Source organism: Streptomyces sp. NPDC048416 (genome assembly GCF_043200435.1).
In the GTDB taxonomy this organism is placed as follows: domain Bacteria; phylum Actinomycetota; class Actinomycetes; order Streptomycetales; family Streptomycetaceae; genus Streptomyces.
The window spans coordinates 15,069-38,796 of the sequence record NZ_JBICXU010000007.1 but is presented as its reverse complement, the minus strand read 5'-3'; the positions used below and the strand labels follow the sequence as shown (position 1 = coordinate 38,796).

General features: G+C 71.0%; 21 protein-coding genes and 1 pseudogene. 12 read left to right on the top strand and 10 right to left on the bottom strand.

What is annotated here, in order from left to right; translation table 11 throughout:
• Positions 1 to 22 precede the first annotated feature (22 nt).
• The gene (locus tag ACGFW5_RS11705) at positions 23 to 211 is read right to left on the bottom strand and encodes a chaplin (RefSeq protein WP_393834235.1); all 189 of its coding nucleotides are present in this window, start codon (positions 209 to 211) and stop codon (positions 23 to 25) included.
• Between the two features lie 366 nt (positions 212 to 577).
• On the opposite strand from ACGFW5_RS11705, the gene ACGFW5_RS11700 reads away from it, so the two are divergent.
• From ACGFW5_RS11700 to ACGFW5_RS11680, 5 genes are all read left to right on the top strand, one after another.
• Positions 578 to 1,210 (top strand): hypothetical protein, encoded by a 633-nt coding sequence (locus tag ACGFW5_RS11700; RefSeq protein WP_393834005.1) that lies wholly within the window; start codon positions 578 to 580, stop codon positions 1,208 to 1,210.
• On the top strand, positions 1,207 to 2,013 hold the full coding sequence (locus ACGFW5_RS11695; RefSeq protein ID WP_393834004.1) for a hypothetical protein: 807 nt from the start codon (positions 1,207 to 1,209) through the stop codon (positions 2,011 to 2,013). The genes ACGFW5_RS11700 and ACGFW5_RS11695 overlap by 4 nt, the downstream gene beginning before the upstream one ends.
• A 135-nt stretch (positions 2,014 to 2,148) precedes the next feature.
• On the top strand, positions 2,149 to 2,436 hold the full coding sequence (locus ACGFW5_RS11690; protein ID WP_393834003.1) for a hypothetical protein: 288 nt from the start codon (positions 2,149 to 2,151) through the stop codon (positions 2,434 to 2,436).
• A 452-nt stretch (positions 2,437 to 2,888) separates the two neighbouring features.
• On the top strand, positions 2,889 to 3,293 hold the full coding sequence (locus ACGFW5_RS11685) for a hypothetical protein (protein ID WP_393834002.1): 405 nt from the start codon (positions 2,889 to 2,891) through the stop codon (positions 3,291 to 3,293).
• 555 nt (positions 3,294 to 3,848) lie between these two features.
• Positions 3,849 to 5,324, top strand: a complete 1,476-nt coding sequence (locus ACGFW5_RS11680; RefSeq protein ID WP_393834001.1) for a condensation domain-containing protein — start codon at positions 3,849 to 3,851, stop codon at positions 5,322 to 5,324.
• A 123-nt stretch (positions 5,325 to 5,447) separates the two neighbouring features.
• Here ACGFW5_RS11680 and ACGFW5_RS11675 read toward each other — a convergent pair whose 3' ends face one another.
• The gene (locus ACGFW5_RS11675) at positions 5,448 to 5,699 is read right to left on the bottom strand and encodes a hypothetical protein (protein ID WP_393834000.1); all 252 of its coding nucleotides are present in this window, start codon (positions 5,697 to 5,699) and stop codon (positions 5,448 to 5,450) included.
• Between the two features lie 515 nt (positions 5,700 to 6,214).
• Here ACGFW5_RS11675 and ACGFW5_RS11670 point away from each other — a divergent pair.
• Together ACGFW5_RS11670 and ACGFW5_RS11665 are read left to right on the top strand one after the other, a co-directional pair.
• A complete protein-coding gene (locus ACGFW5_RS11670; protein WP_393833999.1) occupies positions 6,215 to 7,273 on the top strand; it encodes a cytochrome P450 in 1,059 nt (352 codons plus the stop codon).
• Positions 7,266 to 8,633 carry a cytochrome P450 gene (locus ACGFW5_RS11665; RefSeq protein ID WP_393833998.1) on the top strand — a complete coding sequence of 456 codons (1,368 nt, stop codon included), beginning with the start codon at positions 7,266 to 7,268 and terminating at the stop codon, positions 8,631 to 8,633. The genes ACGFW5_RS11670 and ACGFW5_RS11665 overlap by 8 nt, the downstream gene beginning before the upstream one ends.
• Positions 8,634 to 8,715: 82 nt before the next feature.
• Here the strand turns inward: ACGFW5_RS11665 and ACGFW5_RS11660 are convergent, their stop codons facing one another.
• Both ACGFW5_RS11660 and ACGFW5_RS11655 read right to left on the bottom strand, forming a co-directional pair.
• Positions 8,716 to 10,119, bottom strand: coding sequence for an FtsW/RodA/SpoVE family cell cycle protein (locus ACGFW5_RS11660; RefSeq protein WP_393833997.1), 1,404 nt, complete (start codon positions 10,117 to 10,119; stop codon positions 8,716 to 8,718).
• 267 nt (positions 10,120 to 10,386) lie between these two features.
• Complete coding sequence (locus tag ACGFW5_RS11655) at positions 10,387 to 11,934, bottom strand: MFS transporter (protein WP_393833996.1); 1,548 nt, start codon at positions 11,932 to 11,934, stop codon at positions 10,387 to 10,389.
• A gap of 359 nt (positions 11,935 to 12,293) precedes the next feature.
• Between ACGFW5_RS11655 and ACGFW5_RS11650 the strand changes: the two genes are divergently transcribed.
• From ACGFW5_RS11650 to ACGFW5_RS11640, 3 genes are all read left to right on the top strand, one after another.
• Positions 12,294 to 13,718 (top strand): hypothetical protein, encoded by a 1,425-nt coding sequence (locus ACGFW5_RS11650; protein WP_393833995.1) that lies wholly within the window; start codon positions 12,294 to 12,296, stop codon positions 13,716 to 13,718.
• 261 nt (positions 13,719 to 13,979) lie between these two features.
• Positions 13,980 to 15,245 carry an AAA family ATPase gene (locus ACGFW5_RS11645; protein ID WP_393833994.1) on the top strand — a complete coding sequence of 422 codons (1,266 nt, stop codon included), beginning with the start codon at positions 13,980 to 13,982 and terminating at the stop codon, positions 15,243 to 15,245.
• Positions 15,242 to 16,501, top strand: a complete 1,260-nt coding sequence (locus tag ACGFW5_RS11640) for a VWA-like domain-containing protein (protein WP_393833993.1) — start codon at positions 15,242 to 15,244, stop codon at positions 16,499 to 16,501. Before ACGFW5_RS11645 ends, ACGFW5_RS11640 begins: the two co-directional genes overlap by 4 nt.
• 329 nt (positions 16,502 to 16,830) lie before the next feature.
• Here the strand turns inward: ACGFW5_RS11640 and ACGFW5_RS11635 are convergent, their stop codons facing one another.
• On the bottom strand, positions 16,831 to 17,058 hold the full coding sequence (locus ACGFW5_RS11635; protein ID WP_393834234.1) for a DUF5133 domain-containing protein: 228 nt from the start codon (positions 17,056 to 17,058) through the stop codon (positions 16,831 to 16,833).
• A gap of 206 nt (positions 17,059 to 17,264) precedes the next feature.
• Between ACGFW5_RS11635 and ACGFW5_RS11630 the strand changes: the two genes are divergently transcribed.
• Positions 17,265 to 17,783, top strand: a complete 519-nt coding sequence (locus ACGFW5_RS11630) for a DUF6817 domain-containing protein (RefSeq protein WP_393834233.1) — start codon at positions 17,265 to 17,267, stop codon at positions 17,781 to 17,783.
• 47 nt (positions 17,784 to 17,830) lie between these two features.
• Here ACGFW5_RS11630 and ACGFW5_RS11625 read toward each other — a convergent pair whose 3' ends face one another.
• From ACGFW5_RS11625 to ACGFW5_RS11615, 3 genes and pseudogenes are all read right to left on the bottom strand, one after another.
• Positions 17,831 to 18,829, bottom strand: a complete 999-nt coding sequence (locus ACGFW5_RS11625; RefSeq protein ID WP_393833992.1) for an FAD binding domain-containing protein — start codon at positions 18,827 to 18,829, stop codon at positions 17,831 to 17,833.
• Positions 18,826 to 19,542, bottom strand: a complete 717-nt coding sequence (locus tag ACGFW5_RS11620; RefSeq protein ID WP_393833991.1) for a 2Fe-2S iron-sulfur cluster-binding protein — start codon at positions 19,540 to 19,542, stop codon at positions 18,826 to 18,828. Before ACGFW5_RS11620 ends, ACGFW5_RS11625 begins: the two co-directional genes overlap by 4 nt.
• Before the next feature lie 226 nt (positions 19,543 to 19,768).
• Positions 19,769 to 20,185, bottom strand: a pseudogene (locus ACGFW5_RS11615) (nuclear transport factor 2 family protein); the annotation flags it as partial.
• A 293-nt stretch (positions 20,186 to 20,478) separates the two neighbouring features.
• Between ACGFW5_RS11615 and nadE the strand changes: the two are divergent.
• On the top strand, positions 20,479 to 21,309 hold the full coding sequence (nadE, locus tag ACGFW5_RS11610) for an ammonia-dependent NAD(+) synthetase (protein WP_393833990.1): 831 nt from the start codon (positions 20,479 to 20,481) through the stop codon (positions 21,307 to 21,309).
• A 61-nt stretch (positions 21,310 to 21,370) separates the two neighbouring features.
• Here the strand turns inward: nadE and ACGFW5_RS11605 are convergent, their stop codons facing one another.
• Positions 21,371 to 21,718 (bottom strand): hypothetical protein, encoded by a 348-nt coding sequence (locus tag ACGFW5_RS11605; protein ID WP_393833989.1) that lies wholly within the window; start codon positions 21,716 to 21,718, stop codon positions 21,371 to 21,373.
• A gap of 187 nt (positions 21,719 to 21,905) precedes the next feature.
• Complete coding sequence (locus ACGFW5_RS11600) at positions 21,906 to 23,327, bottom strand: efflux RND transporter periplasmic adaptor subunit (protein ID WP_393833988.1); 1,422 nt, start codon at positions 23,325 to 23,327, stop codon at positions 21,906 to 21,908.
• Positions 23,328 to 23,728 lie beyond the last annotated feature (401 nt).

Sequence of the window (23,728 nt, the reverse complement as noted above, 5' to 3'; positions counted from 1 at the left end):
GCGCAAAGCCACTCTGCCAGGGTCAGTCGTTCTTGCAGGTGTTGCCGGCAGACGGGTTGAGGAGCGCGATGATGTCGATCGTGTCGCCGCATACGTTGACGGGGATGTGGATCGGCACCTGGATGACGTCTCCGGACAGCACGCCGGGCGAGTCGCTCGCCACGCCGACCGGCGGCGGGTCGTCGGCCGCGGCGACGCCGGCCGCGCCCATCACGGTGGCGGCGGCCAGGAAGGTGGTGGTGAGTGCGATACGGATACGCACGGTTTCCTCCTATTGGTGGGGAAATGCTCGATACCAGCCTCACCGTGGTCGGGCTCCGGGGAAAGCCGCGTGACCCGTTGGGGTGAGTGAGATGGGGGGAGCGGTGTGCGCCATGTGTTACCCGTGCGTAGCTGTCTGCCCCGTCTGAACCCGCATCCGAGTCCTGCGGAAAGATCCAGGACCGCCACATCGGACGGCCGGCCGCACATTCCCGAACTCACTTGCCTTACACCGGGTTTATTCGGCCGCGTCGCGCCCATTCGTACAGGGACCGCCCCTTGCAGCGGGGGCCGTTCACCGACGGGAAGGCAGGCCATGTCCAGTGGTGTCGTCATCATCCTGATAGCGGTCGCGGTGATCGTTGTCGTGGCGGTGGTCCTCGGCATGTTCGTCGCGCGCCGGGGCAGTGGGCTCCGCCGCCGCTTTGGGCCCGAGTACGAACGGACCGTCGCCCAGCACAACGGCGACGTGAAGGCCGCGGAGAAGGATCTCGACGAGCGGGTTCGCCGGTACGGGAGCCTCAAGGTCGAACCTCCGACGGCGGAGGAGCGAGGACGGTACGCCGCCGAATGGGCCCGGGTCCAGGAGGAGTTCGTGGAGTCGCCCGCGCAGGCGGTCGCCGACGCCGAGGCACTGCTCGGCCGGCTCGCACGGGAGCGTGGCTTCCCGGACGGATCGTCCGGCGAACAGTTTGCCGCGCTCTCGGTGCACCACCCCGACCACCTCGACGGCTACCGCAGGATCCAGGGCGTGGCCCAGAACACCGAAGGTCGCCGCCGCAGCACGGAAGAGCTGCGCGAGGCCCTGGTCGAGGCCCATGAGTTCTTCGCCGTCCTCGCCGGGGAGCGTCGCGGCCACAAGGCCGGGAGTCTGGCGTCCCGAGGCGCCCGGCACGCGTCCCGAGACGGTATGCAGCACGGTGACATCACCCGAGGGAGCCAGTCATGACGCACGCCGAGCAACCCATATCCGGCCGCCCGGCCTCGCAGCAGCCCGTCCCGGAGCAGTCCGGGGCCCCGGAGCGGCTTACGCCCGAACGGTCCATGCCCGAGGGGTCCACGGCGGCCGGCCGGCCCGGGACCGGACAGCCCGGTCCCGAGCGAGGCAGGCCTGAACGTCCGGGACCGCAGCCGTCCGCCGAGGGCCAGTGGGCCGCCGAGGACCGGCTCGTGGGTGATCCAGGCGCACGCAAGGACGCGGGACCCGGGCGGTACGCCGACGAGCAGGGCGCACCCGGGGTGGCCGCACCCAGGCATTCCGCACCTGGCCAGGAGGGTCGCGAGGGGTCCGCGCTCGGCCGGGAGAGCCGCGAGGGGTCCGCGATCGGCCTGGACGGCCGTGAAAGCTCCGTCCCCGGCCAGGACATCCGGGCGGGATCCGCGCCCGGCCAGGACGTCCCTGCGGGCTCCGGCCCCGGCCAGGGGGTTCCTCAGCAGGACGTACGGGGTGCCGAGGCCGTGCCCGGTGCCGGGACCCAGGACGACGCCGTGCTGCGGCCGGACGAGCGCGACAAGCTGCAGCTCAGGCTCCAGCAGGCGGTCGGCGGCTTCGTGGACGAGCCGCGGGCGGCGGTGGAGGAGGCGGCGTCGGCGGTCGACTCCCTCACCGAGCAGATCGTCGAGACCCTTGAGCAGCGCCGCGGCGCGCTGCGTGCGTCCTGGCAGGGCGCGTCCGGTGGCGCGGCCACCGAGGACCTGCGCATGGCCCTGCGCGAGTACCGCCGGCTCGCGGAGCGCCTGCTCAGCCTGTGAGCCCCGGCGTCCATCGGATGCCGCGGGACGCCCGCCGGAAATACGACGCGGTCGCGCCGCGCCACGAACGGCGCGGCGCGGCCGCAGCGCATACAGGAACGACCTCAACCCACCTGTCAGAACAAGGAGTTGGACATGGCCAGACGCTATGGCGGAAACCCCGCGGCGACCGGCATCCTCGTCATCGCGGACATCATGGCACTGATCCTTATCCTCTGGATCGCCTTCTTCCTCGTCAACGCCAACACCGCCAACGACGTCGTGTCGTGGGTGCGCAATGCGGCCGACTGGCTCTCGGGCTGGTCGCGGGACATGTTCCACATCAAGTCCGACACATGGCGCACGGTGGTCAACTACGGTCTGCCCGCGGTCGTCTATCTGCTGATCGGCCATGCGATCGCCGGCCGGGTCAATCGGGCCTGACGCCCAATTTGTGAGGGCGAGAAAGCGGGTATGGGCGTCCAGGCTGCCGGAAACGAACTTCCAGCCGGTGATGGCCTGCTTCAACTCGTCCCCGGTGAGCCATCCGTGCCAAGCGATCTCGCCGGCATCCGGGACGAGATCGCCCTTCCTCCACCACGGCTTCGTACACCGCGAACCAGTACGGGCTGAGCTCTCCGTCGCACAGGAACGTGAACAGCGGCGCACCTCTGCCGTTACTCCCAGCTCCTCGTGGAGTTCCCGGCGCACCGCTTCCCCATAGGGCTCGGCCACCCCTACGGCTCCGGCCACCAGCCGGCCGTGCTCGCCCGGGAACCGCGGGGGCGAGGGCTCACTCGTTCGGCGAGACCAGGTGGCCCTTCGGTCCAGGGTGCCGAAGAGTGGATCAAGAGTGGGGGGTGACAGGGATGCCGTCAACTGATGAGGAGCGCGTCATGCGCCGTTGCGCCACCGTTGCCGCGATCGTTCTGAGCGGTGCTCTCGCCGCGGGGACCGCGGCACCCGCATTCGCCGCCCCGCCCACGCCCGTCGTGCCGGTCCCCGGGACAGCACCCGAGGAGCCGGGCCCCCGAGCCGGTGACGACGACATCAAGACGTGGCTCGCCGCGCTGATGAAGGAGATCGACAAACTGATCGCGGACGAGAAGAAGGACGCGGCGAAGGACGTCGCCGAGGCGAAGGCCGAGGTGGCGAAGATCGCGAAGGAGTTCTCCACCAAGACGAAGGACGCGGCGGCGCAGACGAAGCCCATGTCGACCATGCCGTCGGTGCCCGGGCCGGCGCCGGAGTCGGTGCCCGCACCGAAGCCGATGCCGATGCCGATGCCCGCGACCGGCTGACCTCCGTCGGACCCCTTGGAATCCCCTCGGCCCCGGCTGGGCACACATGCCGGGGTGCCGGGGGTTTCGCGCGTGGCCCACCGGGGCGATGGGCGCCGGCCCGAGCCGGGCGTCGCGCGCGACTCGTTGGGGTGGTCTTGCGTGCCTGAGAGCGCTCACGGCGAGTTGTTCACCGCATGACCGTATTTCCTGAGCTGAGGTGTGCGGATGCCGCCCTTCGTCTCACGGCGCCGCGAACGGATGTGCTGTTCTGGGGCGTTGGGGCTCGCGTACACGAGTCGGCGTCGTCCGAGGTGGCCGATCCGGCCCGGTGCGCAGGGGAGTTGGCGAGCAAGGGGGAATCGGGGCGAGACGCCACCGTGGTGAACCGATCCTCCGCCGGACGCCGTCGTGAGCCGACCCCACGTGCCCGTCCGGCCCGCCCACCCTGCCCGGCCGGTCGCCCCGAGGTACCTGTGAGGTCCGGCCCCGCCGGTCCTGACGGCAGGTGGATCGAGCCCTCGGACGCCAGCAGCTCGCCCGTGTTCCCCGACCGTGTGTGAATGGAAGACTCCCGTGCGAATTACCGACATTCACGGCTGCGAGGTCCGTCCCGGACGGCTGGTCGAGTGGACCCTGGACCCGGTGATGGTCGAAGCCGCGACCAGTCAGCCCGATGATTCCCGCCCTCCTGCCTATGTGCAGGAGTCGCACATCCGGACGGCTCGTTCGGTGCGGCAGGACGGCCTGTTCGTACCGACCTGGCTGGGCGCCGCGTTCGACATCGCGGGGCCCGTCGACCTCGACCGTCTCGAAGCGGCGCTGCGCACCTGGACCCTGCGGCACGAGACGCTGCGCAGCGGGTTCCGATGGGTCGGTGACGAGATGCGCCGGTTCACCGCAGCCTCCGACGCCGTGGCGCTGCGCCGGGAGGTGGTGGGCGACTTCCCCGACGCGCAGGCGCTGAGCCTGCACCTCCAGCACCGTTTCGATGTGGCCGCCGACGCGCTGCGGTGGCCCAACTTCCTGTACACGGCGGTGGTCAGGGACGACTGCGTCAGCGTGTACATGGTCTTCGACCACAGCAACGTCGACGCGTACTCGCTTCAGCGCATCCCCGCCGAGATCTGCGAGCTCTACTCGGCGCGCCCCGAGGGGGGCGCAGATGAGCCGGCCCCGGTCGGCAGCTACGTCGACTTCTGCGAGCTGGAGCGGGCCAGCGCGGACCAGGTCGACGACACCCACGCGATCGTGGCGCGCTGGCGGGAGTTCATCGCCCGCTGCGACGGCAGACTGCCGGCCTTCCCGGTGGACCTCGGCCTCGAACCGGGCGACGGACTGCCCGAACAGAAGCTGCTGTACGAGATGCTGGTGGACGACGCCGACGCGGCGGCCTTCTCGGCGTACTGCCGGCCCTACGGCGGCGGCCAGGTGGGGGTGCTGGCGGCCACCAGTCTCATCGTCCACGACATCGGCGGGGAGCCCGTGTATCGCACGGTGGTGCCCCTCCATACACGGGCGAAGTCCCGGTGGGCGGACTCCGTGGGGTGGTACGTCGGCGGCGCACCGATCGAGATCCCGGTCGAGCGGGCGCTGGGTTTCGACGACGCGCTGACGATGGTCCGTGCCGCGCTGCGCGCCAACAAGTCGCTCGCGCACCTGCCGATCGCCCGGGTGCTGCGCCTGCTCGGCTCGGACTTCCGGCCCACGTCCCCCGACCTCTACTCGATCGTCTCGTTCGTCGACGCACGGGACATCCCGGGGTCACGGCAATGGGACGAGCAGAGGGCGTACGCGATGCTGCGGGTGTCCTACGGCGACCAGGTGTGCGCGTGGTTCACCCGGCTCCACGGCGGCCTACAGCTGGCGATCCGCTACCCGGACACGGCGATCGCCCAGAAGAACATCCATCGCTACGTGGAACAACTGAGGGAGCTCATCACCTCGGTCGCCCGCAGTGGCCCGCTGGCGGCCGCACCCGTGAGGCTCCGCGGCGAGCCGGCGCTTCCCGCGCCGAGGCTGAGCAGCGAGGCGTCCCGGCTGACGCTGTGAGCTCCACCTGAGCTCCACCTGAGCTCCACCTGAGCTCTGCCTGAGCTCCTTGGTGCGCATCGCCCCCTGTGGCTGTGGCCCCCATGTGGCGAACTCGCATGGGGGCCACAGCAGTTACAGCTGTTACAGCAGGAAGAGTACGAGGACGACCAGCGCGAGCACGGCCCAGGCGAGGAGGCTGACGCGGGTCCGTCGTCCCCGTGGGCGGCCCTGGTTCCATTCCGGCTGGGCGGTGAGCCGCCGGAACCGTTCGCGCCGCGCGATGCGCAGGTCCCGTTCCTCGGGGTCCAGCGGGCAGCCGGACGAAGGGGCACTGCCCGCGGCGAGGCCCCCGCGGCAGGGAAAGGCCCGGGACGCGCAGATGGGGCAGTTCACTGGGCATCCTCCCTATCGATTCCCTTGGTGTCAGGTGGTATCAGGCAGTGTACGGGAATTGAAAGGTATTTACGGGCAAGCGCACATGACCGTTCGGGCAGGATCTCCTGTGTTGCTGGAATGCATGTTTGCCGGATACCCCGCAGTAACCGTCCGGTCGCTTCAGCAAAGAAAACCGGAAGCATTGACAACGCTTGTGGCAGGCGGCTTCACTTCCCCTCATCGACCGGTGATGGAAATTCAACGTCCCCCAGATGCGCGAATTGGCATGCCCGGTCGTGTAGTTGACCCGTGAGTAATTCATGAGAGGAAGTGATTGACGATGGCGAAGGTCATTGCGGCACTGCGTGGGAAGAAGAGCGAGCCGAGCCTGAAGCAGGCCGCCTGGTACTTCTGGTACTAAGCCGAAGGCCAATCCCGGGCCCGCACACAACGCAGGCCGACTGCATTTCGGTCAGCCGCGTGTGCGGGCCCTCCGCATTTCATTTTCCGGAGCTCTTCGTATGCCACCCGCCATGACCCGCACCAGCAGCCGCACCACGGTATTCGCTCCTCGCCTCCAGGCTTTGCTGGACGAACACCTCGGCAAGGACCTCGTCCGCCTCGAACCCGACACCATCGGCATCGCGGGCGCGGAACTCTCCGACCGCCTCCTGGCCGCGCGGCGGGCGACGGAGACCGAACGCCCCACCTTCAAGCCCCTGCACGGCCGCTCGATCACGAAGACCGAGGCGTCGTCCGTGATGCGGACGATCGGCAAGGACGTCCGCGCCGCGCTGGAACAGCCCAACCCGCTGCCGGAGTGGACGGACCTGTCGGGTCCCTGGCCGATCACCGGGCACCGGTTCCTGAGCGATCTGGTCCTGCGGGACGACCCGCGCCGGCTGCGCGTCCTGATGTCCCGCACCCTGGAGATCGACCCCAGGATCACCTGGACCACCATCGTGGCCGGCGCCGCCCTGCCCCTGCGGCCCTCGCCCGGCCCTCAACTGACCCATCTGGCCAACCTGTTCGCCGAGGCGCGTGGCTACCACGACCGGCGCTACGCCATGGGCATCTACCGCCGCGCCGCCGCCCCGGTGTGCTTCACGGTCTCCACGCTCGTCGCCAACGCGCTGTGGCTCGGCTCCCCGTTCGGCGAGGACGTGTCCAACAGCAGCATCATCTACGAGGCGATGCGCCTGCTCCCGCCGTCGTGGAACCTGCTGCGCAACAGGTCGCCCGAATACCCGGCCATCGACGACCGCATCGGCCACGGCGACGACCTCCTGATGCTGCCGCTCCTCACCCACCGCGACCCCGCCCTGTGGGAAGCACCCGACGAGTTCCGCCCCGAGCGCTGGGACGGCCTCGACCCGGACAGCACCCCCGGCTACATGCCGTTCGGGCACATGTCCGAGCGATGCTGGGGACGCCACATGGTCATGCCGCTCGCCGAACTCCTCCTCGACCACATCCGGCGCTCCGGCCTCGTCGTCGCACCGGGTCAACGGAGCGCACACGTACCGCTGGTGGGTCTTTTGGGAGTGAAGACCATCCATGTCGGCCACCGGAGCAAAGTGCGCCATGTCTGACACCGGCGCACTCGACGCCTCGTTCTTCGACCATGCCCATGACTCCTACCGCCGGTGGCGCGAGGAGGGCGGGGTGCGCAGGACCCGGTACCCGGGGCCGACCCCGATCGAGGGGTGGGTCATCACCTCCTACGCGCAGGCCAGGGAGCTCCTGGCCGACCCGCGGCTGTCCAAGGACGGCGCCGTCGAGAGGTTCGGCCGCCAAGCCGGGCTCACCCAGGGCCCCGGCAGCGCCCTGTTCACCCACATGCTCAACTCCGACCCCCCGCACCACACCCGGCTGCGCAAGCTCGTCCAGAAGGCGTTCACTGCGCGCCGCACCGCGGCCCTGCGCCCCATGATCGAAGCTCATGTGACCGGTCTGCTCGACGCGTGGGAGGGCCGGGAGGAAGCCGAGCTGATCAGCGAGTTCGCGCTGCCCCTCCCGGTGGCCGTCATGTTCGACCTCTTCGGCGCGTCCGACGCCGACCACGAGACCCTGCAAGTGCGGGGCAATTCCCTCGACGGCGGTCAGGGGGACGGTGAGGTGTCGGTGTTCACCGCCGAATCCATGGCCGCCTACCTGCGCGCGCTCATCGCCCTCAAGCGCGAACAGCCCGACGACGGGCTGCTGTCCGCCCTGCTCCAGGCCCGCGGGAGCGACGACGGGGCGATGGGCACGGGCGGCGCTGAGGCGACGATCGCAGAGGGCAAAGAGGTGCAAGCCGGGGGCGCCAGAGGGGCACAGGCCGGGGGCGGCAGAGGGGCGCAGGCCGGGGGCGGCGAAGGGGTGCAGGCCGGGGGCGCCAGAGGGGCGCAGGCCGGAGGTGGCGACGAGGTGCTGAGCGAGGACGAGATCACCTCGATGGCTTTCCTCCTCTTCATCGCGGGCCACCAGACCACGGTCAACCTCATCGCCAACGGCATCCACACCCTCCTCACCCACCCCGGCCAACTCGCCGCACTCCGGGCCGACATGACGCTCATGCCGGGCGCGGTCGAGGAGATCCTGCGCTACGAATCCCCCTCCGCCCTCGCCTCGTTCCGCTATGCCACCGAACCCGTCGAAGCCGGGGGAGAGACCCTGGCCGAGGGGGAGTTCGTCCATGTGTCGCTGCTCGGCGCCAACCGGGATCCGGACGTGTTCCCCGAGCCCGACCGGTTCGACATCCGCCGTGCGGAGGCCTCCAGACACATGGCGTTCGGCCACGGCATCCACCACTGTCTGGGCGCCCCGCTCGCCCGTCTTCAGGCGGAGATCGCCTTCACTCAGCTCCTGACCCGCTACCCCGGCCTGAGGCTGAGCGAGGACCACGCGGCGCGCTGGCAGGCCAACCCCCGCCACCGCGGCCTGCTCTCCCTGCCCCTGCGCCTGAGGTAAGGCCGCGAGGGAGCAGGAGAAGGAGGAGAAGCCAGCCGGTCAAGTTGGAGCTGAGCGCTGCCGGGCGGCCTGAGCCCGGCCCTCAAAGCCTCTGGTACGCAGGAAAGTTGGAGCGGCCGGGGCCGCGAGGCGGCTCGACCGGTTCGTGTCGTCGCTGTGCGGTGTCGCTGATGCGGATCAGGAGAGCCACCATCAGCCAGTTGGCCACCATGGAGGAGCCGCCCTTCGCCAGGAACGGCAGCGCCTTTCCGGTCAGCGGGATCAGTCCCATGACTCCGCCCGTGACGACGAACACCTGGAGCACCAGGGCGCCGGCGAGCCCGGCGGCGAGGAGCTTGCCGAAGGGGTCCCGGGCCAGCAGCGCGATGTGGAAGCCACGCTGGGCCAGCAGCCCGTACAGGAGCAGGACCGCCATCACCCCGGCCAGGCCGAGTTCTTCGCCGACCGCGGTGAGGATGAAGTCGCTGTTGCCGGCGAAGCCGACGAGCTCCGGGTGGCCCTGACCCAGGCCGCTTCCGGTGATGCCGCCGCTGCCGAAGCTGAACAGGGCCTGCCCCAGCTGCATGGACATGTTCGCCGCTCGGCCCGCTTCGGTGAAGGCGTCCATGGGGTGCTGCCACGCCACGACCCGGCCGTGGACATGTGGTTCGAGCGAACCGACCACCATCGCGCCGACCGTGGCCATCAGCAGGCCGCACACCACCCAACTGGTGCGCTCCGTGGCCATGTACAGCATGATCACGAAGAGGCCGAAGAAGATCAGCGACGTGCCGAGGTCGCGCTCGAAGATCAGCACCAGCAGACTGAGCGCCCAGATCGCGGCGATCGGCCCCAACTGCCGCCCGGGCGGCAGCCGCATGCCGAGGAAGCGGCGCCCGGAGAGGGCCAGGGCGTCGCGGCTGACGGTGAGGTAGCCGGCGAAGAACACCGCGATGATGATCTTCACGAACTCGCCGGGCTGCACGGACAACGGCCCCAGCATGATCCATCGCTTGGCCCCGAACTGGTCGGCGCTGGAGAACGCGGGAGCCATCAGGAGCACCAGGGCGACGGCCATCATCAGGTAGATGTACCGCTGGAGCCGGCGATGGTCGCGCAGGACGACGAGCAGGCCCACGCAAGCGGCCGTGCCGATGACCGTCCATATCAGCTGCCCGTCGGCCGCCTGCGCCATGTGCAGACGCGGTTCCGCGGCGTACGTGATGTCCAGACGGTTCATGAGGACCAGGCCGAGGCCGGTGAGCAGCAGCGCAAGGGGCAGGATCAGCGGATCGGCGCGTGCCGCCCAGCGCCGTACGGCGAGGTGCGTGACCACCGCGACCGCGAGCATGATGGCCGCGAAACGCGTGAACCCCGCGGGCAGCCGCCCCTGCATCGACAAGCCCGTGCAGGCGTAACCGCCCAGTGTGATCACGACGACCAGACACAGCAGCCCGGCCTCGGCGCGCCGTCTGTCGGGTGCCTGCGCCATCGCCGCGAACGTCATCGTGTGTCCGAAGGCGTCCTCGGACGGACCGATCGCGGATCGACGGGCGTTCCTCGGTCCCCACACGCGCGCAGCCCCCGCCCCCCGAGGCCCAGGGGCCTCGGACCTCATGCCGTCACCCTCGTGGTGATCACGCGCCGGAAGACGGCGAGGGGGCCGCGATGGTTCCCCCTCCGGATGCGCCGAGCCCTGCGGGGGCCCGGCGGGGACGGCGTGAGAGCCCCGGACCTGGACGGTCATGGTGCTGCTCACGGTGGGGCCGCGCGTTCAGGTGCCGGGGGGCCGCGCGCCCTGAAGTCGCTCAAGATCGGCCGGGCGCACCTGAATGGCGAGCAGGGCGATCAGCGCCGCCAGCAGGGCGAAGATCGCGGCGACGACGAAGGCGGTGGACACCCCGGAGGTGAGCACCTGGTCACTCCACGGGCGGGGCAGGGTGCCGGTGCGCCGGAACATCAGCCGCTGCGCCGGATCGGCCTGCCCGAGGAACTTCGGGACCTGGTCGCTCGCCTCGTTCCGGCTGGCCGTCCCGAACACGGTGACCAGGATGGAGAGCCCAAGCGAACCGCCCACCTGCTGGGTCGCGTTGAGCATGCCGGAGGCCGCGCCCGCCTCGTGCGAGGGGACGCCGGAGACGGCCATCAGCGTCAGCGACACGAAGTTGAGACCCATGCCGAGGCCGAAGACGAGGATCGGGCCCAGGATGCTGCCCGCATACGTCGAGTGGATGTCGGTCCGGGTGAGCCAGGCGAGTCCACCCGCCGCCAGCAGCGCGCCCGTCACCATGAACGGCTTCGGGCCGTACTTGGGCAGCAGTTGGGAGGCGAGGCCCGCGCCCACCGCGATGATCGCGCTGACCGGGAGGAAGGCGAGACCGGCCCGCAGGGGCGTGAACCCGAGCACGTTCTGCACGAACAACGTCAGGAAGAAGAACATGCCGAAGATCGCCGCGGCGAGGCTCAGCATGATCCCGTACGTGCCCGCCCGGTTGCGGTCGGCGAACATGTGCAGCGGGGTGATGGGCTGCTGCGAACGCCGCTCCACCATCACGAAGGTCACGAGCAGCACCACGGCCGCACCGAACGAACCCAGCGTGAACGCGTCCCGCCAGCCTTCCTGGGCGGCCCGGATGAACCCGTAGACCAGCGCGACCATGCCGAGCGTGGACGTCAGAGCCCCGGCGAGGTCGAAGTGGCCGGAATGGCGCTCGGACTCCCTGATGTGCCGAGGAGTGGCGAGCAGGATCAGCGCGGCGATGGGCACGTTGACGAACAGCACCCACCGCCAGTCCAGCCACTCGACGAGGACACCGCCGGCGAGCAGACCGATGGCGCCGCCGCCCGCGGAGACGGCGGCGAAGACACCGAAGGCACGATTGCGTTCAAGGCCCTCGGTGAACGTCGTGGTGATCAGCGCGAGCGCGGTCGGTGAGGCGATGGCGCCGCCCACTCCCTGCACGGCGCGCGCCGCGAGCAACTGGCCCGAACTCTGCGACAGTCCGCCGAGCAGCGAGGCGATCGCGAAGAGCAGCACCCCGCACATGAACACCCTGCGGCGGCCGAGGATGTCACCGGTGCGCCCGCCCAGCAGGAGCAGCCCGCCGAAGGTGAGTGTGTACGCGCTCACCACCCAGGCCAGTCCCGTCGTGGAGAAGTGCAGCGCGCTCTGGATGTGCGGCAGGGCGATGTTCACGATGGTGATGTCGAGTACCACCATCAGTTGGCACGAGGCGATGACGAGGAGCGCAATGCCCTTGCCGCCGCCTCCGCTGGTGGGGGCCGCGGTCTCGCTCGGGGGTGCCGGCTGCGAACTCGTCATGGTGGACCTTGCCCTCGCACGAGGGACCGTGGACGCCCATGTCCACGGTTCGACCCTATGCCGGGGCAGGGAACGCCACCAGTCGATCAAGGCCCGCCCCGCCCCGGGCTCTCATCGGGGGCGCCACTCTCCGGCCCGGTCGGGGCTCGCGGTTCCCGATTGCGCGGCCCGCGCGAGGCCCGGTCGGGGCCTGCGGCTCCCCGTGCGCGGCTCGCGCGCGGTGTCGGAAGCGGGCACGGGCCCGCGCTTGCCCGCGCCGTCAAAACTCGCCTGACAGACCGGGGGACGGGTACTACACTCCCCGCGATGACTACTTCCACCAGCCGATTGGGGGACCCGTCCGCGCAAGGTGAGTGCTGATGCTCACTCAGATCGCGAACGAGGAATCCCGACTGTCCCTCTGGCTGCGCGTGCGTGAGTTCGCCGTGCCGCCTTCCATGATCGAGACCGCGACCGCCCGCCGTTCCGTCGGGGACTGGGCCGGGGCCTGCGCCGCCGCACATGTCGACGTCGATCTCGATGTCCGCTCCCTGGCACGTACTTACGGCCACGAGCTCACGGCCCAACTCAGGTCAGATCTACGCCAGTTGGCGCCGGATCTGTTGCGCTGGCACATGCCGAGGGTCGCCCCCGACGGGCTGCTCCGCCCAGGCCTGACCGTCGCCCTCGCCCGTTACGGCGTCCACGGCACGGGCGACGGGGCGCATCCCGTCCACCTCGTGGTGCGGACTCCGCCCGCCTGGGCGGACGCCGGCCAGCGGATGAGCCTCGCTCTGTGGGACGGCGTCCACTTCGAGAAAGCGGGCGCCTCACGCCACCCGCGCCCGCGCCCCCACCCGCGGTTCCGCCTCGACCTCCATCGGCACCTGTGGGACGCGCGCAGGACCGAGGAGTTGAGGGCGCGGTCCGGAGCCGGGGGGCCTGGCGATCCGCCCGGCGGCGTCGGCCCCGTACTGGATCCACGGGTGCTGTCGGCGGCGCCGTGGGAGCGGCTTTGTGCCGTCGACCGCTGGGCCGACGAGGCCGCGATCCTGCTGCACGCCGAAGGCCGGTCGAGCGGCGCCGTGACCGTACGCCTCGGACCACGGGACCGGCTCACCCTGGAACCGGTCGCGGACCCGGATCGTCACGCCCCGTCCACTCTGCGGCCCACCCGGGGGCGAACGGCCGGTGCCTCGGCGCCCCTGGTCCTGCCCGACGCGGCGACCTGGAGAGCGCCCGACCAGGAGCTGGTGCGCTCCGGTCGCCTCGACGCCGACCGCCTGCACCCGCTCGTCGCGTCGGCGCTTCTGCCGGACCATGTGCCCAAGGCGTCGTCCGGGGCGTGGAGCGGGTCGGGCGGCGACGGCCGGCCACGGCTCGTGGAGTGCCGGGGGGAGCAGCACCGGATCGGACTGCTCGACGGAGCGCTTGCCGCGCTGGACCACGACCCCGCCGAAGTGCGGCGGGAGGAACTTCTGGCCGCCCTCAGCGGCACGCCGCTGCCCTGTCTGCAAGCCATCGACGAGGCGCACCGACGCCCCGAGTGCCTGATCGGCGTCCGCGAGCGGCTGGCCCACGGCGACATCGCCGGCGCGCTGACCGTTGTCGAGCAACTGCTGGGCTCCGGAGCGTCGTTGCGCGACGGAGGTCTGCGCGACGCCCTGGACGAAGCAGCCCAGGGACGGATCACGTACGGGCTCTACCGCTCGGGCCTGGCCGGACCGGCACCGGGGCGCCTCCCACCCGCCAAACCCCGGCCCGGCGACGGACGTACACGCCCCCGCCGCGCCCCCGCCCGCTGACCGTCCCACCTGCACCCGCGGTCCGTTCCGCGCGGGCCCGTTGATTGCTGCGCCACGCACCCTGTCCGCTTCTCGCAGGCCCGTTGGCGGCCTCGCGTGCACCCCCACTGTCCGTCCCGCGCACGCCCGTTGACTGCCTCACCACGCCCACCGACTGTCCCGTACACACCCGGTGGCAGTCCCGCGCACACCCCTTGACCGCCTCGCGCCCGTGCGCGGTGCGCCTTGTCACATCCCTCTCGAACCCACAGGTGATTTCACATGACCACACGCACTCCGTTCGCACCCGCCGCCGACCCACGCCGCGACTCGTCCGGCGGCGCTCAACTCGACGTCGCGGCAGGTCTGTTGGCGCTGCTGCGCGATACCACCACCGAGCCACGCCCGGACCCGCAGCTCGACGCGCTGACCCTGGCGGTGGTGGCCGACCTGCCGGTACTCCTGTGGGGCGAACCCGGCATCGGCAAGAGCGCCGCCCTGACCCAACTGGCCGCCGCCCTCGACCTGCCGCTGACCACGGTGATCGCCAGTGTCCACGAGCCGTCCGACTTCTCCGGACTGCCCATCGTCGGGGACGACCCCGCCGAACACGGTGTCCCGATGGCGCCACCGGACTGGGCCGTGCGCCTGGTACGGGCCGGCCGGGGCCTGCTGTTCCTCGACGAGCTGTCCACCGCGCCGCCCGCCGTGCAGGCCGCTCTGCTCCGACTCGTACTGGAACGACGCATCGGCGCCCTTCAACTCCCGCCCGGCGTAAGGATCGTGGCCGCCGCCAACCCCCGGTCCTCGGCCGCCGACGGCTGGGAGCTGAGCCCGCCCCTGGCCAACCGGTTCGTCCACCTCCAATGGACCCACGACCACGAAGTCGTCGTACGCGGACTCGGCGGCACCTGGCCACAGGCCACGCTGCCCGTGCTCGCCCCGCAGAAGCTGCCCGAAGCCGTGCGCTTCGCCCGCCGCGCGGTGTGCGGTCTGCTCACCGCCCGCCCCGAACTCGTCCACAGACTGCCCAGCAGCGAAACCCGCCGCGGCGGCCCGTGGCCCTCGCCCCGGAGTTGGGAGATGGCCCTGACCCTGACCGCCTTCGCCACCGCGGCCGGTGCCTCGCGCGACGTGCTCTCCCTGCTCGTGCGGGGAACCGTGGGGGACGGCCCCGGCCTCGAACTCCTGGCGAGCCTGGACCGGATGGACCTGCCGGACCCCGAGGACCTGCTCGCCGACCCGACGGGCGCCACCCTGCCCGAACGCGGGGACCTGCGACAGGCCGTACTCGACGCGGTGGTGGCAGCCGTACGCCGACGCCCCGACAGGTCCCGCTGGGACGCGGCATGGGCGCTCATGGTCAACGCGCTGGAGAACGGCGCCCCCGACCTGGTGGTGGTCCCGGCCACCACCCTCGCCTCACTGCGTCAGAGAGACTGGGACGTGCCGACGGCGATCGAGCGGTTCGCCGGAGTGGTGTCCCTCTCCCGGCGCGCCGACGACGCGGCGGCCCGGGCGCGGACCACCGCGAAGGCACGACGATGAGCCCCCACGCACCCGTCGCGCCCGGGGCCCTGGACTACGACAAACTCTTCGCCGCCCGGCTGCACGCCGCCCGCGTCCGGCCCTACCTGGCCACGGCCCTGTTCGCCCTGCACCCCGTCGAGTCGCGCCGGGTACCGACGATGGGCGTCGACCGGTACTGGCGGTGCTATGTGTCGCCGGCGTTCGTCGCCCGCACACCGGTGGAGGAACTGGCGGGTGTGTGGGTGCACGAGGTGTCGCACCTGCTGCGCGACCACCACGGGCGCAGCGACAGGCTCGCGCGCGAGCGAGACCTGACCGGCCCCGCGCAGCGCCTGCGGATGAACATCGCGGCGGACTGCGAGATCAATGATGACGTGTACGGAAACGGCCTGGTCCGGCCCGAAGGGGCGATCGAACCCGGCTCCCTCGGGCTGCGCCCCGGTGAGCTCATGGAGGAGTACCTGCTCACCTTCGGGCTCGGTCCGAGTACGCAACTGACGGCCTGGCTCGACTGCGGCAGTGGCGCCGACGGCCTCGACCGGGAGTGGGAACTGGGTCCCGACGGTGCACACGGGCTCAGTGAGCAGGAGCGGGACGCGATCCGCTTCCGGGTGGCGCAGGGCATCACGGGTCACCCGGGAACGGTCCCGGAGGGATGGCAACGGTGGGCGGAGGAGGCGTTCCATCCGCCGCAGCCGTGGCGCGAACTGCTCGGAGCCGCGGTGCGTTCGGCCGCGTCCGGGGGCGGGGCGGGCGAGGACTACACCTACGGCCGGCCGTCGCGGCGCTCGGCAGGTGTGCCCCGCGCCGTCCTGCCGAGTCTGCGCCGCAGACCGCCGCGGGTATGCGTGGTGATCGACACGTCCGGCTCGGTCAGCGACGCCGAACTGGGCAGCGCGCTCCTGGAGGTGGCCGCCATCTCCCAGGCGGTGGGGGGCCGGCGCGACCTGGTCGGTGTGCTCGCGTGCGACGCGGCGGCGGGCCTGGTGCACCCGCTGTGCCGGGGAGAGGGGGTACCGCTGCTGGGTGGCGGGGGCACGGATCTGCGTGAGGGCTTCACCAGGGCGCTCGGGGCCTGGCCCCGCCCGGACGTCATCGTCGTCCTGACCGACGGCCAGACGCCGTGGCCGACCACGCGTCCCCCGTGCAGGACGGTGGTGGGGCTGTTCTCGCGCGGCCGGTCCCTCTCGTCCATGTCGTGGGAAGAGGATGACCCCGACCATGCGCCGAACAGGGTGCCGGCCTGGGCGCGGGTGGTGGACATCGGTCCCTAGGGGGTGTCTGGTGGATCATGGCCGGGGGTGCGGCGCCTGGCACGGCACCTCGCGGCGTTGCCGAAACGCCCCGATAGCTCCGCTATCACGACGTTCCGGCGCCTTGCGATGCACCGCACCAGGCGCCGCACCCTGACCGACCCTGATCCACCAGACACCCCCTAGACCGGCGGGCGAGGCGACGACCCCGGGGGCGGGCACTGGGGCGAGCCCCCGGCACCGGGGCACGGGTACGGGTACGGGCCGAAGGCCGGTACCGGAGGCGAGCGGGTGGCAGTCCCCGCTGCTTACCGGCCCCGGCCTTCGGCCCGTGGGCGGCGCTGGGTCCGTCAGGCGGTGAGTACGGAGTCGTCGAAGGTGCGCGCGCCGGGCAGCCGGTGCCGGGCGGCGATCACGGCGGAGTCGATGTCCCGCGTCCCCGTCGACACGCACAGGGTGTAGCTCACGTCGTCCAGCCGTTGCCGGGTCGCCTCGCCACCGTCGGCGGCGTTGAGCGCGAGGAGGGCCTCGTACTCGTCGAGCAGATCGCGAAGCACTGCCGGATGCGCCATCAGCATGAGTGGAAACCCTCCAGTCGACATGGTCATGTTGTGTTTCCTCTGGTGCCCCGCTTCTTTGGCCCTACACGTATCCACCACGAAGCGGTCGCACGGACATGCTCGGCGTGTCCTGCGGGACGCCCTGTGGGGCGCGATGGGGGAGTGCAGGATTTCTCGGGGCGGGACAGGGGCAGGTTTCCGGGGTGAACGCTCAGGCGCTGAGGATGCTGGAGACGGCCGGGGCCGCGGGGATCGAGCACCCGGGCGGCACACTGTTGGCGCATCTGCTCAGGACCAGCGAACTGCTGGCCGCCTGGGGCGCCCGGCCGGCGCTCGTGTCCGCCGGGCTGTGCCACGCGTTCTACGGCACCGACGGATTCCCGGTGGCCCTGATGGACCTGGACCGCCGCACGGAACTGGCGGCGGCGATCGGCACCGAGGCCGAACACATCGTGTACGTGTACGCCTCGTGCGACCGCACGGCGTCCTACCGCCAACTGGCCGAGGACAAGGGCGTGTTCATGGACCGGTTCACCGGCGAGTCCACCTGCCCGGCAGCCCAGGAACGTCAGGACTTCGCCGAACTCACCGCCGCGAACGAGCTGGACCTCGCCGGGGTCAGCCCGCGGTCCCACCACGATCGCGCCGCCGGTCTGCTCGGCCTGTTCACCCGGTGGCGCGGGTTGCTCTCGGAGCCGGCCTGGGCGCACTGCTGCCGTGTGCTGGGCGGCGCCGACCGCTGATCGCGCAATGCGGGCACCCCGCGCCGGTCCGGGCGTCGCCGGGCGTCTCAGCTCGTGGGGGGTCGAGCGGTGAGCGAGCCGAGTACTTCACGGGCCAGGCCACGGGCGACTTCCACTTTGTACGCGTTGTGGCGCAGCGGCACGGCGCCGGCCAGTTCCGCCTCCACGGCCCGTTCGACGGCGTCGGGCGTGGGCCGGGCCCCGAGCAGCGCGGCCTCCGTGTGCCGGGCGCGCCAGGGCCGGTGGGCGAGCCCGCCGAACGCGACAGCGATGTGGTCCACCGCTCCGCGCTCCAGGCGCACGACGACCGCGACCGAGACCAGCGCGAACGTGGACCCGGCCCGGTCCCGCGCCTTGCGGTAGCGGGAGACGGCTCCGCGGTGCGGCGGCGGCAGCAGGACGCCCGTGATGAGCTCACCGGGCCGCAGCACGGTGTCCTGCTCGGGCTTGTCCTGAGGTAGCCGCAGGAACTCGGCCACCGGCACGCTGCGGGTTCCCGTGACACAGGCCAGTTCGACCACGGCGTCGAGCGCCGCCAATGCCACGGCCAGGTCGGAGGGGTGCGTCGCCACGCACTGGGGGGAGTGGCCGAAGACCGCGTGATCGCGGTTGACCCCGTCGAGCGCCCCGCAGCCACTGCCGGGGACTCTCTTGTTGCACGGCCTCGACAGATCCTGGAAATAGCCGCACCGGGTGCGCTGAAGAAGGTTCCCCGCGGTGGTGGCCATGTTGCGCAGCTGCCCGGAAGCGCCGCTGAGCAGCGCCTGCGACAGTACGGGATAGTGCTCCTCGACCGCCGGATGCGCGGCGAGATCGCTGTTGCGTGCGGTCGCCCCCACGCGTATCGAGCCGTCCGGCTGCTCTTCGATCCGGTCGAGGGGCAGCCGGTTGGTGTCGACCACGACATCGGGGCGTTCGACTCCGCGCCTCATCAGGTCCACGAGGTTGGTGCCACCGCCCAGATAACGGGCCTCCGGACGACCGCCGTGGGCGGCGGCCGCCTCTGCCACGCTCCGAGGGCACACATAGGCGACCGGCTTCGTCATGTGGTCACATCCTGTATGGCCATGTCCTGCGGGGGCACATCCTGTGGGTTCGCAGGACATGTGGTCGGATCCGCGCCGTTCGTACCATCCGCCCTGTAGGTATCGTCCGTGCCGTTCGCGCCCTGCGCGGTCGCATCGTGCAGGACCTCGGCGGCGCCCGGGTACGCACCGCAGCGGCACAGGTTGCCGCTGAGCTGTTCCCGGATCTCGATCGCGGTCAGCCGTACGGAGACGTCCGACGGCAGATCCATCTCGCTGACCACCGAGGCCTGGCCCGCCGCGGCGTCGGCGGGCGTTCCGGCGGCGGCGGAGGCCTGTCCTGGCGCGCAGTAGCCGCACCGGACGGCTTCCCGCTCAAGCGAGATATGCCGCAGAGGGTGGCGGTCGTCATCCGTGCCGGCCGTGACGGCAAGACCCTCGATCGTGGTGATCTCGTGCCCCTCCTGCGCGATGGCCAGCAGCAGGCAGCTGCTGACCCGGCGGCCGTCGAGCAGCACCGTGCACATGCCGCACTCGCCGTCGTGGCAACCCTGCTGGGAACCAGTGAGGCCCAGATTCCCGCGAAGGCACTCCAAGAGGGTGACGCGGTGGTCGAGTTCGATCCTGTGTGTGGTGCCGTTCACCCGCAGGGACACATGTGACTCGGTCGCACTCGTGTCGGTCTGGGCGCCAGGCCCCGGGCCGCCGTCGCTTCGGCCGTGTCTAGGTTCCATGGTGTGGGCTCCTCGATCCGGACAGTCAGCAGCCTGACCGCGTACCCACCCTCGTACAGCTCACCGCCTCCGGCATCTTGAGCGCCACCGCCCCGGCGCAGGGATCGCCGAAGCCGGAACCCGACGAAGTACGGCGCCGAACCCCCTACAGGTCGGCGGATGCGGGTGCGGGTGCGGGTGCGGGTGCGGGTGCGGGCGTGGGGCTGGGCGTGGGCTCGGGTGCGGATTCGGGTGCGAGTCCGTCGGCGACCAGTCCGGCCAGCACGGCCCGTCCCAGGGCGTGCACGGCGGACTGGGGGCGGACCATCACCGTGAACTCCTTGATGCGGCCCGCCTTGTCGAAGTGGAGCAGATCGATGCCGTGGATCTGCTTGCCGTCCACCACCGCCCGGAACGGCAGGACCACTGAGGGCGCCTGATCGCCGTCCGCACTGGTCTCTGCCGTGCCCTCGAAGTGCCCGATGTCGCACAGATCCTCGAACGTGCGCAGCAGCACCCCGAAGAGTCCCAGCACCATGGCTTTGCCCTCGAACGGCACGAACTTGACCGGGCTGTAGAGCCGGACGTCCTCGGTGAACAGGCCGTCGAGCGCGGCCAGATCGCGCTTCTCCACGGCGGCGCGGAAGCGGTCGGCAGTCTCCATGGGGTCTCCTCATACGCAAGAATCTGACTAGTCAATTTCCTGAGTAGGATGCGTCACGGGACGAGGAATGGGAAGGGGGCGTGCGTCGGTGGGCACCATGCAGGCGCCGAGCAGTGCACGCAGGCATCGGCCGTGGCGTACGCCAGGGGATCCGCGCCCGACCTGCTGGAGCCCGCCTTGGTTAGGGTGGGCGGCGCAGCACCTCCGCCAGCCCAGCACCTCCACGAGCCAGTAGTACCTCCACCCCCCAGTACCTCTATCAACCGGCACATCAGCCGGAACAAGGAGCAGACGTGAGCGAGACGGCGTCCATCGCCCTGCAGCAGGAGATCGCGCGGGAACTCCAGGTCGCGACGGCCTTCGATGCCGAGCGGGAGATCGAGCGCCGGGTGGCCTTCCTCGCCGAGCGGCTGACCTCGACCGGTCTGCGCTCCCTGGTCCTCGGGATCAGCGGCGGAGTCGACTCCACCACCGCGGGCCGGCTGTGCCAGCTCGCCGTCGAGCGCGCGCGGGCCGCCGGGCACGAGGCGCGGTTCTACGCGATGCGGCTGCCCTACGGAGTCCAGGCCGATGAGCACGACGCCCGGCTCGCGCTCTCCTTCATCCGGGCCGATCACGTGCTCACCGTGGACATCAAGCCGGCGAGCGACGCCGCGATCCAGGCGGCGCTGACCGCCGGAGTGGGGTTCAGCGACGAGGCTCACCAGGACTTCGTGCACGGCAACGTCAAGGCCCGCCAGCGCATGATCGCCCAGTACGCGGTGGCCGGAGCACACCATGGTCTGGTCGTCGGCACGGACCACGCCGCCGAGGCGGTCTCCGGCTTCTTCACGAAGTTCGGCGACGGCGCCGCGGACCTGGTTCCGCTGACCGGCCTGACCAAGCGGCGCGTCCGTGCCGTCGCGGACGCGCTGGGCGCGCCCGCGGAGCTGGTGTGGAAGGTCCCGACCGCCGACCTGGAAACCCTTGCCCCCGGCAAGACCGACGAGGACGCGCTCGGAGTCACCTACGACGACATCGACGACTTCCTTGAGGGCAAGCCGGTGGGCAAGCCGGTCTTCGAGACGATCGTCGGCCGCTACCGCCTCACCGAGCACAAGCGGCAACTGCCCATCGCCCCCTGACCGACCGCCCACCGTGGAGGCCGGTCGGGGCCGAAGCGCGGGTCAATCCACCAGACACCCCCTAGTGCCTCTCGACCAGTACGCCCGCGATGAAGGCGAGCGCTGCCACGATGGCGACGGCCAGGAGCAGTGTCAGCCACGGCACTTCGAGCCATCGCGAAGTGTTGGTCTGCTCATCGGCCGGAGCGCCGGGCCCGGACGCGGCCCCCGTCGTCGCGGCCCCGGCCGGTACGTGCCCTGCGGCGGGCGGACCGGCCGTGGGCAGCACCGTTGTGGCGCCGAGACTGTCACCACCCTTTTCGTGGCGTGCAGGGCCCGCGGCGGAGGCAGGCGGGGCAGGGGCCGCCGGCGAGCCCGGTGCGGGGTCCTGGCCTTCGGCCTTCGTGAACGCGTCACGGTCTCGGACCATGTCGTGGGTACTCCCTTTTCCCTGTGTGGGTTGTCCATATGCGGGTGGGCCACACGTAGGTGGGCCATATGTGGGTGGGCCATATGGGGCGGGGTGGAGCGGGTCGTCGGTCGTCGCGCTCAAGCGCGCGGACTGGCCCACGGTGGCCCGCAGACGTATGGGTGCAGCGCGTCGAGCCGCCGCCGCCCTACGGTGCGACGGTGGTGATCCGCACTTTCTGACCCAGCGTCAGGCCGTCGGTGATCTGGGTGTTGGTGTCCGACTCGACGCCCACCGTCACCTGGGCCGGGTGCGCGGCGCCGTCCGGCCCGACGACCGTCACGGTGCGCTTGGGGCCGGTGCCGCTCAGCGCAGCTGTCGGCACGAACAGGGCGTCGCCCGCTTCGCCCGCGACGATCTGGACACTGACGCCCTGCCCGGTGTGCAGATCCTTCGTCGGACCCATGAGGTCGAGCGTCACGGGGTACTGCGCGGCGTTGGCGGGGACGCCGCCGTTGACCGCCAGCGTGCTGACCGAAAGGACCTTCGCGTTGAGCACGGTGGTCGGCTGGGCGGTCAGGGTGACGGTGGCCGTCTGGCCCGGCTTGAGCCGGAGGGCGTCGGCTTCCGAGACGTTCGCCTTCACCTGCATGCCGGTCGGATTGGTGAGGACGATGAAGCCGCTCGGCGTGGCCGGGGTGCCGCCCGCAGCGGGGTTGGCCGTCGAAGCGGGCGGCGACACCGCACCCGGCACGGCACCCGTACCGGCGGTGTAGGTCGTACCGGTCACCGTCTGGCCGACCGCAGCGCCCACCGAGGCCACGGTGCCGTCGACCGGAGCCGTCAGGACCGTCCCGTCCAGCGTGCGCTGGGCGGTGTCGACCGCGTTCTGTGCCTGCGCCACCTGCGTCTGGGCCTGGAGGAGCTGGGTGGGGTCCACGGACGGAGCAGCGACGGGGACCACCCGGACGTGCGAGACGTTCTGGAGGATCGGCACATCCTGGGAGACCTGGGAGACCTGGGAGACCTGGGAGACCTGGGAGACCTGGGAGTCCTGGGCGTCCTGGACGAAGGACACGTCGGAGAGGGGGTCGGGCGTTTTCGTGGATTCCGAGGGCGTGGGGGTGGGGGTAGGGGTGGGTGTCGGTGAGGTCTTGGGCGACGGGTCCGCCGAATGGGTGGGACCGCTCGACGGGTTGGTGCCGGTGCCGGGCGGCGGGCTCACGGGCGGGCTCGCCGACTGCCCCTGGGACACCTTGTTGAGGTACGTCTTGGCTGTGGTCAGCGCAGTCTTTGCCTCCGCGAGCACCAGACGTGCCGCTTTGTCGTCGACCTTGGCGAGCACCTGGCCCTGGGTGACCTTGTCGCCGGGCTTGACGTCGACCTTGGTGAGCTGCCCTCCGGTGGTGAAGTTGACACCGGCGTCGCTGGGAGATGCCAGCAACCCGGCCCCGGCTACGGTCGCCTGCACCTTTCCCGTGGAGACGGCGGCTGTGCGCGTGTCCGTGTGTGCGGGAGCAGTGGTGCCGGAGCCGACCACCGCGTAGGCGCCACCTACCGCCGCGAGGAGCACCACACCGAGCGCCGAGTTCAACAAAAAGGCTTTATGCAGCCGCGGAAGGACCTTCATACGGGGGAGCCTGTCAGCCGTGCCCGTGGCCCACCATGACCGCCCGGCCAATCTTACGGACCAGTAACTTCGCTGCGCGGTCAGGCGTTTCGGGCCGCGAGGGCATCCGGCATCACAGCGACCGATCGCCGTCCGTGGCCACACCCGCCCCACCCTCCACTCTGCCCTACTGCCTCCCGGAAGCGAAGGGTTTTCTCACACGTTGTCGCCAACGCGCCGTGGCGGAACGGGCATTGAGGTGCACCCTGGTCGTGCGGGTTCGTGGTCAGCACGTGCCATGCCCCGACGGTCGGCGTGGTCGGCGGTCGCCACGTGCCATGCCACGGCCGTCCGCCGTGACCGACGGCACCACGTGCCATGCCCCGGCCGTCCACTGTGACCGACGGCACCACGTGCCATGC